Origin of the sequence: Streptomyces sp. NPDC059008 (assembly GCF_042749045.1) — a bacterium.
GTDB lineage: Bacteria > Actinomycetota > Actinomycetes > Streptomycetales > Streptomycetaceae > Streptomyces.
Genome location: NZ_JBHYJC010000016.1, coordinates 151,267 through 165,528, shown reverse-complemented (window position 1 = coordinate 165,528; position 14,262 = coordinate 151,267). Strand labels below are relative to the sequence as shown.

At 73.1% G+C, this 14,262-nt stretch carries 15 protein-coding genes; 9 read left to right on the top strand and 6 right to left on the bottom strand.

The genetic code is table 11. The features are described 5' to 3' along the window. The 7 genes from ACFWZH_RS20860 to ACFWZH_RS20830 form a co-directional block, all read left to right on the top strand. A partial coding sequence (locus ACFWZH_RS20860; protein WP_384432968.1) for a gamma-glutamyltransferase occupies positions 1-669 on the top strand: 669 nt, incomplete at its 5' end. Positions 670-808: 139 nt separating this feature from the next. Further along, positions 809-1,705: an inositol monophosphatase family protein gene (locus ACFWZH_RS20855; RefSeq protein WP_384432965.1), complete on the top strand. Its 897-nt coding sequence runs from the start codon at positions 809-811 to the stop codon at positions 1,703-1,705. A gap of 49 nt (positions 1,706-1,754) precedes the next feature. Further along, on the top strand, positions 1,755-3,167 hold the full coding sequence (locus tag ACFWZH_RS20850) for a phytoene desaturase family protein (protein WP_384432962.1): 1,413 nt from the start codon (positions 1,755-1,757) through the stop codon (positions 3,165-3,167). A gap of 133 nt (positions 3,168-3,300) precedes the next feature. Then, the gene (locus ACFWZH_RS20845; RefSeq protein WP_384432959.1) at positions 3,301-3,840 is read left to right on the top strand and encodes an O-acetyl-ADP-ribose deacetylase; all 540 of its coding nucleotides are present in this window, start codon (positions 3,301-3,303) and stop codon (positions 3,838-3,840) included. 52 nt (positions 3,841-3,892) lie between these two features. Next, on the top strand, positions 3,893-4,909 hold the full coding sequence (gene pip / locus ACFWZH_RS20840) for a prolyl aminopeptidase (RefSeq protein ID WP_384432956.1): 1,017 nt from the start codon (positions 3,893-3,895) through the stop codon (positions 4,907-4,909). Positions 4,910-4,988: 79 nt separating this feature from the next. Further along, positions 4,989-6,461 carry an AlkA N-terminal domain-containing protein gene (locus tag ACFWZH_RS20835; RefSeq protein ID WP_384432953.1) on the top strand — a complete coding sequence of 491 codons (1,473 nt, stop codon included), beginning with the start codon at positions 4,989-4,991 and terminating at the stop codon, positions 6,459-6,461. Between the two features lie 9 nt (positions 6,462-6,470). Beyond that, positions 6,471-7,031: a methylated-DNA--[protein]-cysteine S-methyltransferase gene (locus ACFWZH_RS20830; RefSeq protein ID WP_384432950.1), complete on the top strand. Its 561-nt coding sequence runs from the start codon at positions 6,471-6,473 to the stop codon at positions 7,029-7,031. Between the two features lie 50 nt (positions 7,032-7,081). On the opposite strand, the gene ACFWZH_RS20825 is transcribed toward ACFWZH_RS20830, so the two are convergent. Further along, the gene (locus ACFWZH_RS20825) at positions 7,082-7,735 is read right to left on the bottom strand and encodes a TetR/AcrR family transcriptional regulator (protein ID WP_384432947.1); all 654 of its coding nucleotides are present in this window, start codon (positions 7,733-7,735) and stop codon (positions 7,082-7,084) included. A 141-nt stretch (positions 7,736-7,876) separates the two neighbouring features. Between ACFWZH_RS20825 and ACFWZH_RS20820 the strand changes: the two genes are divergently transcribed. Beyond that, positions 7,877-8,512 (top strand): NAD(P)-dependent oxidoreductase, encoded by a 636-nt coding sequence (locus ACFWZH_RS20820; RefSeq protein ID WP_384432944.1) that lies wholly within the window; start codon positions 7,877-7,879, stop codon positions 8,510-8,512. An 18-nt stretch (positions 8,513-8,530) separates the two neighbouring features. Here ACFWZH_RS20820 and ACFWZH_RS20815 read toward each other — a convergent pair whose 3' ends face one another. Then, on the bottom strand, positions 8,531-9,319 hold the full coding sequence (locus tag ACFWZH_RS20815; protein WP_384433016.1) for a nucleotidyltransferase domain-containing protein: 789 nt from the start codon (positions 9,317-9,319) through the stop codon (positions 8,531-8,533). Positions 9,320-9,465: 146 nt separating this feature from the next. Beyond that, on the bottom strand, positions 9,466-9,972 hold the full coding sequence (locus tag ACFWZH_RS20810; protein ID WP_384433013.1) for an NUDIX domain-containing protein: 507 nt from the start codon (positions 9,970-9,972) through the stop codon (positions 9,466-9,468). A 193-nt stretch (positions 9,973-10,165) separates the two neighbouring features. Here ACFWZH_RS20810 and ACFWZH_RS20805 point away from each other — a divergent pair, with 193 nt between their 5' ends. Further along, on the top strand, positions 10,166-11,290 hold the full coding sequence (locus tag ACFWZH_RS20805) for a glycerate kinase (RefSeq protein WP_384433010.1): 1,125 nt from the start codon (positions 10,166-10,168) through the stop codon (positions 11,288-11,290). Positions 11,291-11,384: 94 nt separating this feature from the next. On the opposite strand, the gene pssA is transcribed toward ACFWZH_RS20805, so the two are convergent. The 3 genes from pssA to ACFWZH_RS20790 form a co-directional block, all read right to left on the bottom strand. Further along, positions 11,385-12,248 (bottom strand): CDP-diacylglycerol--serine O-phosphatidyltransferase, encoded by an 864-nt coding sequence (gene pssA / locus ACFWZH_RS20800; protein WP_384432941.1) that lies wholly within the window; start codon positions 12,246-12,248, stop codon positions 11,385-11,387. Then, positions 12,235-12,882 carry a phosphatidylserine decarboxylase gene (locus ACFWZH_RS20795; protein ID WP_030079423.1) on the bottom strand — a complete coding sequence of 216 codons (648 nt, stop codon included), beginning with the start codon at positions 12,880-12,882 and terminating at the stop codon, positions 12,235-12,237. Before ACFWZH_RS20795 ends, pssA begins: the two co-directional genes overlap by 14 nt. A 170-nt stretch (positions 12,883-13,052) precedes the next feature. Next, positions 13,053-14,258 (bottom strand): acyl-CoA dehydrogenase family protein, encoded by a 1,206-nt coding sequence (locus ACFWZH_RS20790; RefSeq protein WP_384432938.1) that lies wholly within the window; start codon positions 14,256-14,258, stop codon positions 13,053-13,055. Positions 14,259-14,262 lie beyond the last annotated feature (4 nt).

Below are 14,262 nucleotides of genomic sequence, written 5' to 3'. Positions count from 1 at the left end.
CGCGCGGGCCGTCCGGCGGGCGCCCCCGCACAGGCGGCGCCCGAGACCGACCGCAGCGGTGCCACCCGGGGCGACACCTGCCACATCGATGTCGTCGACCGCTGGGGCAACCTGGTCTCCGCCACCCCCTCCGGCGGCTGGCTGCAGTCCAGCCCGGTGGTCCCCGCCCTCGGCTTTCCGCTCGGCACCCGGCTGCAGATGGCCTGGCTGGAGGAGGGCCTGCCCAACTCCCTCACCCCGGGCCGGCGGCCCCGCACCACCCTCTCGCCGTCCCTCGCGCTGCGCGACGGGGTCCCGGTGATGGCCTTCGGCACGCCGGGCGGTGATCAGCAGGACCAGTGGCAGGTGCACTTCTTCCTGGCCGTGGCGCTGCGCGGCCGGGTCCGTGGCGGGCTCGACCTCCAGGGCGCCATCGACGCACCGAACTGGCACCAGGACTCCTTCCCCGGCTCGTTCTTCCCGCGCGGGATGCGGCCGGGGAGCGTGACGGTGGAGTCCCGGATCGGTGACGAGGTCATCGCCGGGCTGCGGCGGCGTGGGCATCTGGTCACGGTGGGTGACCCCTGGTCCGAGGGCCGGCTGTGCGCGGTGGCCCGCGACCCGGAGAGCGGGGTGCTGTCCGCGGCGGCCAATCCCCGGGGGATGCAGGGGTACGCGGTCGGGCGCTGAGGCGGTGCGGCGCAGGGACCGCGGTCGCGCCACCGGCCGCTCGTCCGCCGCTCGGCGCACCCTCGCCGTGCCCTGTGCAACACCGGGAGTTCACCTGCGATCCAGCTGCCGTGTCAGTGGCTCGTGTTTCCATGGACGCATGATCGAAGCACTTCGTACCCAAGATTCGGGAGACACCACGAACGTCACCGATGCCACCACGATGTCCTTCTCGCCGGACCTGACCGGGCTGGACCTGGCCGCCGTCGAGGCCGCCGTCCGCCGTGCCGCGGCCGACGAGATCATGCCGCGCTTCCGCCAGCTCGCCGCCGAGGACATCGTCGAGAAGAACGGGCCGCACGACCTCGTCACGGTCGCCGACCGACTCGCCGAGGAGCACCTCACCATCGCCCTCACGACCCTGCTGCCCGGCTCCCGGGTGGTCGGGGAGGAGGCGGTGCACGCCGACCCGGCCGTGCTCGACGCGCTGCGCGGCGACGACCCCGTCTGGATAGTCGACCCGGTCGACGGCACCCGCCAGTTCGTGCACGGCGACCCCGGCTTCGCCACGCTCGTCGCGCTCGCCCACCGCGGCGAGGTGCTGGCCTCCTGGACGTACGCCCCCGCGCTCGGCCTGATGGCGGTCGCCCGCCGCGGCGCCGGCGCCCGGCTCAACGGCGTACCGCTGCGCGCCGGCAGCCCGTCCCCGGACGCGGTGCTCGATGTCGCCACCTCCCACTTCGACTTCACCGACGACGACCAGAAGCGGGTGCTGGCCGCGCTGGAGACCGGGGGCATCGCCCCGCGGCCGTGCGGTTCGGCGGGCCTGGAGTATCTGTACATAGCCCGCGGCGAGCTCGACGCCACGGCCTTCAGCTGGGAGAACGCCTGGGACCACGCGGCCGGGCTGCTGCTGGTCCATGAGGCGGGCGGCGCCAGCGGCACGGTCGCCGGGCAGCCGTTCCGTATCGAGGGCGGCAATGCGCTGCCCTTCACGGCGGCACGTGACGCCGAAACCGCGCGGCGTATCCTCGGACTGCTGGCGGCCGCCAACTGATCCTCACCGACGAGGGTCGGACACGAGGGGAGTGGCGCAGGTGCCGAGGATGCTCGATGCCGTGGTGATCGGGGCGGGACCCAACGGCCTGACGGCGGCCGTCGAACTGGCCCGTCGTGGCATGTCCGTTGAGGTCTTCGAGGCCCGCGACACCATCGGCGGCGGCGCCCGTACCGAGGAGCTGACCCTCCCCGGATTCCGCCACGACCCCTGTTCCGCCGTGCATCCGACCGGCGTGGGCTCGCCCGCCTTCGCCAGGATGCCGCTGGAGCGCCACGGCCTCGAATGGCTGCATCCGGACCTCCCGATGGCGCATCCGTTCCCGGACGGGACGGCCGCCGTGCTCGCCCACTCCGTCGGCGAGACCGCGATGTCCTTCGGCCCGCGCGACGCCGGCACCTACCGCAGGCTCGTCGCGCCGTTCATCGGCAAGTGGGAGGCCATGGCCCATGACTTCCTGCGCACCCAGTGGCTGGGCCTGCCCTCCGACCCGCTGACCTACGCCCGCTTCGGCCTGGTCGCGGCGCAGCCGGTCACCCTCCTCAACCGCCGCTTCCAGGACGAGAAGGCCCGCGGGCTGATGGCCGGCCTCGCGGCGCACGCCATCGCCCCGCTCGGCGGCGTCGGCACCTCCGGCATCGCCCTGATGTTCGCGCTCGCCGCGCACGCCAAGGGCTGGCCGGTGGCGCGCGGCGGCTCGCAGGCCATCTCCGACGCGCTCGCCGGGCTGCTGCGCGCCCACGGCGGGGCGGTGCACACCGACTTCGAGGTCAAGCGCCTGGACGACCTGCCGCCGGCCCGTGCGTATGTCTTCGACACCTCCCCGACCGCGTTGGCCCGCATCGCCGGCCTGGGCAACGCCTACCGCGACGTCACCTACGGACCCAGCGTCTTCAAAATCGACTACGCGCTGTCCGGCCCGGTGCCGTGGACGGCCGAGGAGGCCCGTCGCGCCGGCACCGTCCACATCGGCCCCACCAGCGGTGAGATCTCCGCCGCGCTGGATGCCGCCAGCCGCGGCCAGGACCCGTCCGTACCCTTCCTGATCACCGCTCAGCCCAGCCTGATCGACCCCACCCGTGCCCCCGAGGGCAAGCATGTCTTCTGGGCGTACGGGCATGTCCCCAACGGCTGGGAGGGCGATGCGACCGAGGTCGTCGAGCGGCAGATCGAGCGCTTCGCCCCCGGTTTCCGCGACCTTGTGCTGGCCCGTGCGGTCGCCGGACCGCCGCAACTCGCCGCCCGCAACGCCAACTACGTCGGCGGCGACACCGCCACCGGCTCCGCGGCCGGCCTGCGTCTGCTGATCCGCCCGAAGCTCACCCGGGTGCCCTACGAGACCGCCCACCCCGCCGTCTTCCTCTGCTCCCAGGCCACCCCGCCCGGCCCGGGTGTCCATGGGATGTCGGGCCATTACGCGGCCAAGACCGTATGGCGCCGGCTGCGTGCGGCTCGTCGTTAGGGTGCGGTGGCGCGTGGGGCGCCGGCTGCGTGCGGCTCGTCGTTAGGGTGCGGTGGCGCGTGGGGGCGCCGGCTGCGTGCGGCTCGTCGTTGGTGCACAGGCGGAGACGGCCGAAGCCCTACGCTCGGACCCCATGAGCGCCAAGAGCACCTCCCTCACCCTCGTCCAGGGCGACATCACCGAACAGGCCGTCGACGCCGTGGTCAACGCCGCCAACTCCTCGCTCCTCGGCGGCGGGGGAGTGGACGGCGCGATCCACCGGCGCGGCGGCCCGGAGATCCTGGCCGAGTGCCGTGCGCTGCGTGCCGCGCAGTACGGGCGCGGCCTGCCCACCGGTCAGGCCGTCGCGACCACCGCCGGGCGGCTGCCCGCGCGCTGGGTGGTCCACACCGTCGGCCCGGTGCACTCCGACAGCGAGGACCGCACCGACCTGCTCGCCTCCTGCTACACCCGGTCGCTCCAGGCGGCCGCGGAGCTCGGCGCCCGTACCGTCGCCTTCCCGGCCATCTCCACCGGCGTCTACCGCTGGCCGGTCGCCGACGCCGCCCGGACCGCCGTCGCCACCGTCCGCGCCGCGGTCGCCGCGTCCCCGGACGCCTTCGACGAGATCCGCTTCGTCGTCTTCGACGACCGCGCCCGCGAGGCCTACGAGACGGCCCTGGCCGAGTCCTGACGACCCGCCACATGGCCACCGTCCCGCGTCGACGACATGACACCCTGTCGTCATGGTCGATGTCCGGGTGTCAACGCCCTCTGAAGAGACGCTCCGTGAGCCGTATCCACCGCTGGAGCCCTACGACACCGGCATGCTCGACGTCGGCGACGGCAACCTCGTCTACTGGGAGGTCTGCGGCAACCCGGAGGGCAAGCCCGCACTGGTCGTCCACGGCGGGCCGGGGTCGGGGTGCACCACCGGGGCGCGCCGGTACTTCGATCCGGGCCGCTACCGGATCGTCCTCTTCGACCAGCGCGGCTGCGGGCGCAGCACCCCGCACGCGAGTGATCCGGCCACGGACCTGCGGCACAACACGACGGACCATCTGCTCGCCGACATGGAGCGGCTGCGCCACCACCTGGGCATCGACCGCTGGCTGCTGTTCGGCGGCTCCTGGGGCTCGACGCTGATCCTGGCGTACGCGCAACGCCACCCCGAGCGGGTGTCGGAGATCGTCATCCCCAGCGTCACCACCACCCGGCGCTCGGAGATCGACTGGCTCTACCGGGGTGTCGGCCGGTTCTTCCCCGAGCAGTGGGAGCGCTTTCTCGCCGGTGCGCCCGGGACGGATCGGGACGGTGACGTCGTCGGTGCGTACGCGCGCCTGATGGCGGACCCCGACCCGGCGGTACGGGAGCGGGCCACCGCCGATTGGTGCGCCTGGGAGGACGCGGTGCTGTCCCTGGAGCCGTCCGGCTCGGCCAACCCGTACGGCGACCGGCCGTCGAAGGCGCGGCTCGGCCTGGTGCGGATCTGCTCGCACTACTTCTCGCACGGCGCCTGGCTGGAGGAGGGTGCCCTGCTGCGCGACGCCGGACGGCTGGCGGGCATCCCCGGGGTGCTCGTCCACGGCCGTCAGGACCTGGGCACACCCCTGCACACCGCATGGGAACTGGCCCGTGCCTGGCCCACCGCCCGGCTGATCGTGATCCACGACGCGGGGCACAAGGGGAGCGGGAGGATGCGGCACGAGGTGATCGGGGCGCTGGACCGCTTCGCGGCGGACGGAACACCTGAGCCCGGGTGACCCGGACCAGTCCTGGTCACCCGACGTTGATGTCGGATTCCCGCCAGCCGCGGCCCGCCCACTGGGCAATCCTGGGGGCATGCACACCGACACCGAGCGCTGTCTGCGCGCCGTGCAGTCCAAGGACGCCCGCTTCGACGGCTGGTTCTACACGGCGGTGCTCACGACCCGTATCTACTGCCGGCCCAGCTGCCCAGTGGTGCCGCCCAAGCCCGAGAACATGCGCTTCTACCCGAGTGCGGCCGCAGCCCAGCAGGCCGGGTTCCGGGCCTGCAAGCGGTGCCGCCCGGACGCCAGCCCCGGGTCCCCGCAGTGGGACGAGCGGGCCGATCTCGTCGCCCGCGCCATGCGGCTGATCGCCGACGGCATCGTCGACCGCGAGGGCGTCCCCGGCCTCGCGGCCCGGCTCGGCTACAGCACCCGGCAGATCGAGCGGCAGCTGCTGGCCGAGCTGGGCGCCGGGCCGCTCGCGCTGGCCCGCGCCCAGCGCGCACAGACCGCCCGGCTCCTGGTGGAGACCACCGCGCTGCCGATGGCCGAGGTCGCCTTCGCCGCCGGCTTCGCCAGCATCCGCACCTTCAACGAGACGGTGCGGGAGGTCTTCGCGCTCTCCCCGACCGAACTGCGGCGGCGGGCCCGGCCCGGTCCGCGCGCGGCGGTCCCCGGCACGCTCGCGCTGCGACTGCCCTTCCGGCAGCCGCTGAACCCCGACAACCTCTTCGGGCATCTCGCGGCCACCGCCGTCCCCGGCGTCGAGGAGTGGCGGGACGGCGCCTATCGCCGCACCCTGAGCCTCCCCTACGGGCACGGCATCGTCGCGCTCGCACCCCGGCCGGACCACATCGACTGCCGGCTCGCCCTCACCGACCTGCGCGATCTGGCCGGCGCCATCGCCCGCTGCCGCCGGCTGCTCGACCTCGACGCGGACCCGGAAGCCGTCGACGGGCTGCTGCGGGAGGACCCGCAGCTGGCGCCGCTGGTCGCCAAGGCGCCCGGCCGCCGGGTCCCGCGCACCGTCGACGCCGCCGAGTTCGCCCTCCGCGCGGTCCTCGGCCAGCAGATCTCCACCGCGGCCGCCCGAACCCACGCCGGACGGCTGGTGCGCGCCCACGGCGAGCGGATCGACGACCCGGGAGGCGGCCTGGACCACCTCTTCCCGTCCGCCGCCGCGCTCGCCGAGCTCGACCCGGAGTCGCTGGCGATGCCCCGCACCCGCCGCGCCACGCTCACCGGAGTCATCGCCGCCCTCGCCTCCGGAGCGCTGCGACTCGGCGTCGGCAGCGACCGGGACGAGGCCCGCGCCCGGCTCGCCGCGCTGCCCGGCATCGGTCCCTGGACCGTCGAATGCATCGCCATGCGCGGCCTCGGCGACCCGGACGCCTTCACCCCGACCGACCTCGGACTGCGTCGCGCGGCCGCCGGCCTCGGCCTGCCACACACCCCGGCGGCCCTGGTGCGGCACTCCGCGGTCTGGCGCCCCTGGCGCGCCTACGCCGTCCAGTACCTCTGGGCGACCGACGACCACCCCATCAACCACCTCCCGACGAACTGAGCCGCAGCCATGACCGTGCACACACCCGGACCCCGGGACGACACCGCCCCCCTCACCCACACCGTCCTGACCGGCACCCCGGTGGGACCCCTCACCCTCGTCGCCGCCGGAGAGGCGCTCACCGGCCTCTACATGACCGACCAGCGCCATCGCCCGCCCCAGGAGAGCTTCGGCAGCCCGGCGGACCCCGGCGAGCCGCCGTTCGCCGCGGCCATCGCCCAGCTCCAGGCCTACTTCCGCGGCGCATCGACCACTTTCGACCTGCCGCTCGCGCTGCGCGGCACGCCGTTCCAGCGCCGTGTCTGGGCGGCGCTGTGCACCATCCCGTACGGCGAGACGCTCTCGTACGGGCAGCTCGCCGCACGGATCGGGGCACCGTCGGCGGCCCGCGCGGTCGGCCTGGCCAACGGGCGCAACCCGATCGGCATCATCGTCCCCTGCCACCGCGTCGTCGGCGCCGACGGCAGCCTCACCGGCTACGGCGGCGGCCTGGACCGCAAGCGCCGGCTGCTCGCCTTCGAACGGTCCGAGGAAGCCGACACGCTGTTCCCGGCCCAGGCGTGCGGCTGACGTGAGCCCCGCGCCACGGGGGCGCCCCGATGGGTCGGGCTAAGGCGGCCCTAGGCCCGTGGGGTGAGGCCGTCGAGCAGGGCCCGTGCGGTCTGCGCCGCGAACTCCTCCTCGGACTCGGGCAGCAGTGCGCCGGCCGGCGCCTCGGCGCCGAAGAACAGGTCGAGGAAGGCCCGGTGGAAGCAGGCCCCGATGAGCAGCGTGGCGGCCGCGTGCGGGTCGACGGCGGACGAGACCCGGCCCAGCGCCTGCTCGGCCCGCAGATAGCCGGCCAGATGCTGGCTGGCGTTCTGCGGCCCGGCGGTGCCCAGCTCGTCCAGCTTGCGGCGGTGCGTCGCCAGCAGCTCCGGACTGGCGAAGAGCGACGCCGCCATCGGGAAGGCACGCCGGTAGAAGCGGACGGCCGCCAGCGCCACCTCCTGGAGGTGCCCGGAAGGGCCGCGCTCGTCGCCCACGACATCCGGCAGCTGCTCCAGCGCCGTGGAGAACCGCGGGGCGCGCTCGTGCAGCACCCTGACGAAGATCTCCTCCTTGTTGCGGAAGTGCTTGTACAGCGCCGCCTCGGAGCACCCGGCCTCCCGGGCGATCTGCTTCGTCGTCGTGCGGGTCAGCCCCACGGTCGCCATCAGTGCGGCGGCGGCGTCGAGGATGCGGGCGCGCGTGCGGGCGCCTCCGGTCAGGGGAGCGGCGGCGTCGTGGGGCATGGCCCCGATCCTACATTGACAGGTGAGTGGGTACTCACTCACACTCAGGCGTGAGTGAGTACCCACTCACCTGCTGTCCGCAGCGCACATCCCCCTCGCACATCCCGCATCCACGCGACACCCCCTCATCCCGGGAGAGGCATGAAGCTCACCGTTCTCGGCGCGTCGGGCGGCGTCGGCCGGCACCTCGTCCGCCACGCGCTGGCCGACGGGCACGAGGTGACCGCCGCGCTGCGCAGCCCGGAGAAGCTCACCGAGCGGCACGACCGCCTGACCGTCGTCCGCGCGGACGCGCTCGACGCCGCCTCCGTCGAGGCCGTGGTCGACGGGGCCGACGCGGTGCTCTCCGGTATGGGCCAGGTCGGCCGGCACGACCCGCTGCGGCCCGCCTCCACCTCCGCCCGCGCGGTGGTCGAGGCGATGAGGGCCACCGGCGTACGGCGCGTGCTCATGATCAGCGCGGGCCCGCTCAACCGCACCGGCACCGGCCAGCCGTTCGTCGGCCACCGGGTGTTCGGGCCCCTGCTGTGGGCGGTCCTCAAGGAGCTGTACACCGACCTGGAGCGCATGGAGGCCGTACTGCGCGGCAGCGGCCTCGACTGGACCGCGGTCCGCCCGCCCCGCCTGCTCGACAAGCCGGGCGAGGGCCGCTACCGCCACGCCGTCGAAGCCGGCCCGGCCGGAGCGTCCATCGCCCGCGCCGACGTGGCGCGCGCCATGCTCGATTTCCTCGCCGATCCGCAGACCTACGGCCACGCGGTCGGCATCAGCCGCTGAGCCACGGCCGGGCCGGGCTCAGTCCGCCGTGGACGCGGTGGGCGGACCCTGGCCGTCCACCACCGCCCGCACCTCCGCCACCAGCCGCTCCGCCTCCGCCAGCGCACGGCGCAACTCCTCCTCCGAGGGCCCGAGCCGGGACAGCACGGCGGCGGCGCGGTCACCGAAGCCGGACGGTGTCCGCGGCAGCGCCGCGGCCGCCGCCAGCGCGCCCTTCTCGTTGAGGCACCAGACACCGTGGTGCGCGTGCAGCGCCTGGACGAGGTGACCGACGGCGCGGGACAGGCACAGCGCCGCGTGCAGCACGTCCCGCGTCGCGTACGACCGGCCCGCCATCGCCGTCGAGAACCCGGCGTCCCAGACCGCGGCACCGGTCAGCGCCGTGCGCAGCGCCGGAGGGTAGTCCTGGGCCGCCTTCTTCAGACCGGCCAGCTCCCCGTCGGTGTCGGCGAGCACCCGGCCCAGCGCCGCCTCACCCGGATAGGCGGGTGACCAGAAGCCGAGCGGATGACCGGCCTGGACGCCGATCTCGAAGCGGCCCGCGCGGCACTCGTCCCACACCCGCCACACCCGGTCGACGTCCCGCAGGATCCAGTCCATACGGCTCCCGTCGGGCAGTACGAGCCAGGCACCGCCGTCGACCCACGCACCCCAGGCCCCCGGCCCGTATACCTCGACCGGCTCGCCGGTCAGCTCCGCGGCCAGCGTCCCGAGCGCCGTCAGATCCGGCTCGCCCCGGTAATAGAGCCCCAGGTCCCAGTCGGAGTCCGGTCGGTGCGTCCCCCGCGCCCGGCTCCCCCCGAGCATCACTCCGACCACTCCGGTCACCCGCGCGACCCTGGCGGCGATCTTCTCCACGGTGTCTTCCACGGGAGAAATCTAGGCGCGCGGGCGGCCGCCCCTCACGTCATTTTCCCGGCTCCCGCCGGCCCACCCTCCCGGCTACCGCCGGCTCACCTTCCCCGCGTACCGCCGGCGACCACCGGTGGCACCCCGTCCTCCAGCTCCGCCGGCCCGCGGCCGTCCGCGAGGGCCTTGAGGGCCGCGCCGAGGCGCAGCGCCATCGCCCGGTTCACCAGGGTCTGGGCCTCGTCCCAATGGACCAGCCGCCACGACAGCAGCTCCTCCTCCTGCAGCCGGATGGCGGCGAGCCGGTCCGCGTCCAGCACTCCGCCGTCGAAGAGGTACGACACCAACGGCGGTCGCCCCTCCCCGCGCACCCAGTCGACGGCGAGCAGCGGGCCCAGCTCGACGTCCAGGCCGATCTCCTCGGCGGTCTCGCGGCGCGCGGCCTGCCGGGGCGACTCGCCGCGGTCCGACTCGACGGTCCCGCCCGGCAGGATCCAGGTGTCGCGATAGTTGGGCTCCACGAGCAGAATGCGCCCCTCCGCGTCACGGAAGATCGCTCCCGCCCCCGCGAGAACACGGGGCAGGCCGGCAAGGTACGTGGCGTAATCCATGGTCGTCACGGCGCGAGCCTAGAGCCTGCCCGGCTGATCTTCGAGGGCGCATTTCGGTGCGTTCGGGAGCGCCCGCGACCGATGTGCCCTGTTCGCCGGGCCGCCGGCCGGATAAGGTCACAGCGGCGCGACTGCCAGTTCGAAAGCAAGGGGAAACACGGTGGCGGACGCAGCAAGGACACACACAGCACATGTGCTGATCGCCGCGGACAAGTTCAAGGGTTCGCTCACGGCCGTCGAGGTCGCCGAGCACGTCACGGCCGGTCTGCGGCGCGTGGTCCCCGATCTGGACGTGGCGGCCGTCCCGGTCGCGGACGGCGGCGACGGCACGGTCGCCGCGGCGCTCGCGGCGGGCTTCACCCGCCATGAGGCGCGGGTCACCGGCCCCACCGGCGTACCGGTGACGGCCACCTTCGCGCTGCGCGACGACGGCACCGCGGTGGTGGAGATGGCGGAGGCGTCCGGCCTCCAGCACCTGCCCGGGGGCGTCTTCGCCCCCCTGACGGCCACCACGTACGGCACCGGGGAGCTGCTGCTGGCAGCCCTGGACGCGGGCGCGACCACCATCGTCTTCGGCGTCGGCGGCAGCGCCACGACCGACGGCGGCGCGGGCATGCTCGCGGCGCTGGGCGCCCGCTTCCTCGACGCGGACGGTGCGCCGGTCGCCCCCGGCGGCGGCCCGCTGCGCGATCTGGCCACGGCCGACCTGTCCGGCCTGGACCCCCGGCTGGCCAAGACCGAGATCGTGCTCGCCAGCGACGTCGACAACCCGCTGACGGGTCCCAAGGGCGCCCCGGCGGTCTACGGACCGCAGAAGGGCGCCAGTGCGGACGACGTGGCCACCCTCGACGCCGCCCTCGCGCACTACGCCGAGGTGCTGGCGCGCGCGGTCGGCCCCAAGGCCGCCGAGCACGCCCTGGCGCCCGGCGCGGGCGCGGCCGGCGGTATCGGCTACGGCGCGCTGGTGGGTCTGGACGCGGCGTTCCGGCCGGGCATCGAGGTCATGCTCGATGTGCTGGGCTTCGCCCCGGCCCTGGCGAAGGCCACCTTCGTGATCACCGGCGAGGGCTCTCTGGACGAGCAGACCCTGCACGGCAAGGCGCCGGCCGGTGTCGCCGCCGCGGCCCGGGCGGCCGGCCTGGACGTGGTCGCGGTCTGCGGCCGGCTCCAGCTGCCGCAGGAGGCCCTGAGCCGGGCCGGTATCCGGCGCGCGTACGCCCTGACGGACCTGGAGTCCGACCCGGCCCGCTGTATGGCCGAGGCGGGCCCGCTGCTGGAGCGGGCGGCACAGGACCTGGCCCGCGACTTCCTGGTCTGAGGCCGGCCCCGGCGCCCACGCCGTAACGCCGAGAGCCCCGAGCGAATCGTTCGCTCGGGGCTCTCGGCGTGGTGTACGGGGTGCCGCGCCCGCGCTAGGGCAGCTGCGCGGCGCGCGACTCGGCCCGCGACTCGCGGCGGTTGTCGCGGAAGGTGTTGACCCTCCGGGCCGTCGCGAACAGCGGGATCATCGCGCCCAGGACCACCTGGAGGGAGCAGCCGGTCTGCAGCAGCAGCTGGCCGCCGGGGGCGTCCAGCGCCCAGGCCGCGAGCATGCCCATGCTGAGCACGATCCAGCTGAGCATCGCCACCGCGAGCCTGCCGCGGGGCTTGGGGTACTCGACCCGGCTCACCATCAGCCAGGCCACCCCGATGATCGCCAGCAGCGTCGGCAGGAACGGCAGCTCCAGCAGCACGATCGCCACGACGGTCAGGGCGCCGAAGGGACTCGGCATGCCCTGGAAGATCCCGTCGCGCAGGGTGACACAGGAGAACCGCGCAAGCCGCAGCACCACCGCCAGCAGCACCACGACCGCGGCCACCAGCGACACCCGCTGGTGCGCGCTCTGGAGGGCGACCATGCCCCAGGTCACGACGAAGTACGCGGGCGCCAGCCCGAAGCTGATCAGGTCCGAGAGGTTGTCGAGCTCGGCCCCCATCGCCGAGGCCCGCAGCTTGCGTGCCACCAGCCCGTCGAAGAGGTCGAAGACCGACGCGAGCAGCATCAGGATCACGGCCATGGCCGCGCTGTGCCGGGCCATCCCGCCGTCCTCGGTCCCCGTGAGGTGCGGGATGAGGACTCCGGTGGTGGTGAAGTACACCGCCATGAAGCCGCAGATCGCGTTGCCGAGGGTGAGGGTGTCCGCTATTGACAGCCGCGTGGACAGCGGCATGTCGTCCTCGTCCTCGTCGGTCTCGGGTGCCCAGCCCGCCTGTGTCTCGGGATCAATCACGGTCAAGTCGAGTCACCCCCGCGGTGGTGGCCTGGCCGACCTCGACCGCCACCTCGACGCCCTCCGGGAGGTAGACGTCGACGCGCGAGCCGAAGCGGATCAGACCGATCCGCTCGCCCTGCTCCACCTTGGTGCCCTCGGGCACGTAGGGGACGATACGGCGGGCCACCGCGCCGGCGATCTGCACCATCTCGATGTCGCCGAGCTCGGTGTCGAAGTGCCAGACGACCCGCTCGTTGTTCTCGCTCTCCTTGTTGAACGCCGGAACGAACCCGCCGGGGATGTGCTCGACGGAGGTCACCGTGCCGGCCAGCGGCGCGCGGTTGACGTGGACGTTCAGCGGGCTCATGAAGATCGCGACGCGGGTGCGTCCGTCCTTCCACGGCATGATGCTCTGCACCACGCCGTCGGCCGGGGAGATGACGCGACCCTGAGCGATCTCCCGCTCGGGGTCGCGGAAGAACCACAGCATGCCCGCCGCCAGAGCGGTGGTGGGCACGGCAACGGCGGCCCAGCGACCCGACCGGCGGGACCGGGCGAGGCTGACCGCTGCCGTGGCAACGGTCGGCAGGAGCCACGGCGACGCTCCGCGCGCGAGGCGGACGCGACCGCGTTGTGCAGAGGATTGGCTGTGGGGCATGAATGACCTTCGTAGCGGAGGATGCCGCGTATGGATACGGGGGACGGCGGCTTTCCAAGGATGCTATCGGTTGCGAGCGGCAACTGGCCAAGAGCCAGAGCCAATCCGTGGCCGAAGTAGGATGACGGGGTGTGATCTTCGTCTAGGGTAAATCGGCCCAAACCGGGCGTTCACCCCTGGATTCGGTACTCCTCCAGTAGCCGGCGACCAATGATCATTTTCTGGATCTCGGCGGTACCTTCACCGATCAGGAGCATCGGGGCCTCGCGGTAGAGGCGCTCGATCTCGTACTCCTTCGAGAAGCCGTACCCGCCATGGATGCGGAACGCGTCTTCCACTACCTCCTTGCAGTACTCGGAGGCCAGGTACTTCGCCATGCCCGCCTCGAGGTCGTTTCGCTGGCCCGAGTCCTTTTTGCGAGCGGCGTTAACCATCATCGCATGGGCGGCTTCGACCTTTGTCGCCATTTCTGCCAATTTGAACTGAATGGCCTGATGCTGGGCGATCGGCTTGCCGAAGGTGTGTCGCTGCTGCGCGTAGGAAACGCCCAGCTCGAAGGCGCGCTGGGCGACGCCGCAGCCCCGTGCCGCCACGTTGACCCGACCGACCTCGACGCCGTCCATCATGTGATAGAAGCCACGTCCGGTCTGGCCGCCGAGCACCCGATCGGCGGGAATGCGCAGCCCGTCCATGATCAGTTCGGTGGTGTCGACGCCCTTGTAGCCCATTTTGTCGATCTTGCCCGGGATGGTCAGGCCGGGGCGCACCTCGCCGAACCCGGCCTCCTTCTCCACGAGGAAGGTCGTCATCGACTTGTGCGGAGCGGTGCCCTCCGGGTGGCCCTCGTCCGTACGGCACAGCACCGCCACGAGGGTGGACGAACCACCGTTGGTGAGCCACATCTTCTGGCCGTTGAGGACGTAATCGTCGCCGTCCCGCACGCCCTTGGAGGAGATGGCCGACACGTCCGAGCCCAGCGCCGGCTCCGACATCGAGAAGGCACCCCGGATTTCACCGGCCGCCATCTTCGGCAGGAAGTAGTCCTTCTGCTCCTGCGTGCCGTGCTGCTTGAGCATGTACGCCACGATGAAATGGGTGTTGATGATGCCGGAGACGCTCATCCACCCGCGGGCGATCTCCTCGACGGTCAGCGCGTAGGTGAGCAGGGACTCGCCCAGCCCGCCGTACTCCTCCGGAATCATCAGGCCGAACACGCCGAGTTCCTTCAGCCCCTCGACGATCTGCGTCGGGTACTCGTCGCGGTGTTCGAGCTCGGTGGCGACCGGCAGGATCTCCTTGTCCACGAAGTCGCGGACGGTGGAGAGGATTTCCCGCTGGATGTCGGTCAGGCCCTCGGTCTGCGCAAGACGGCTCATGGTG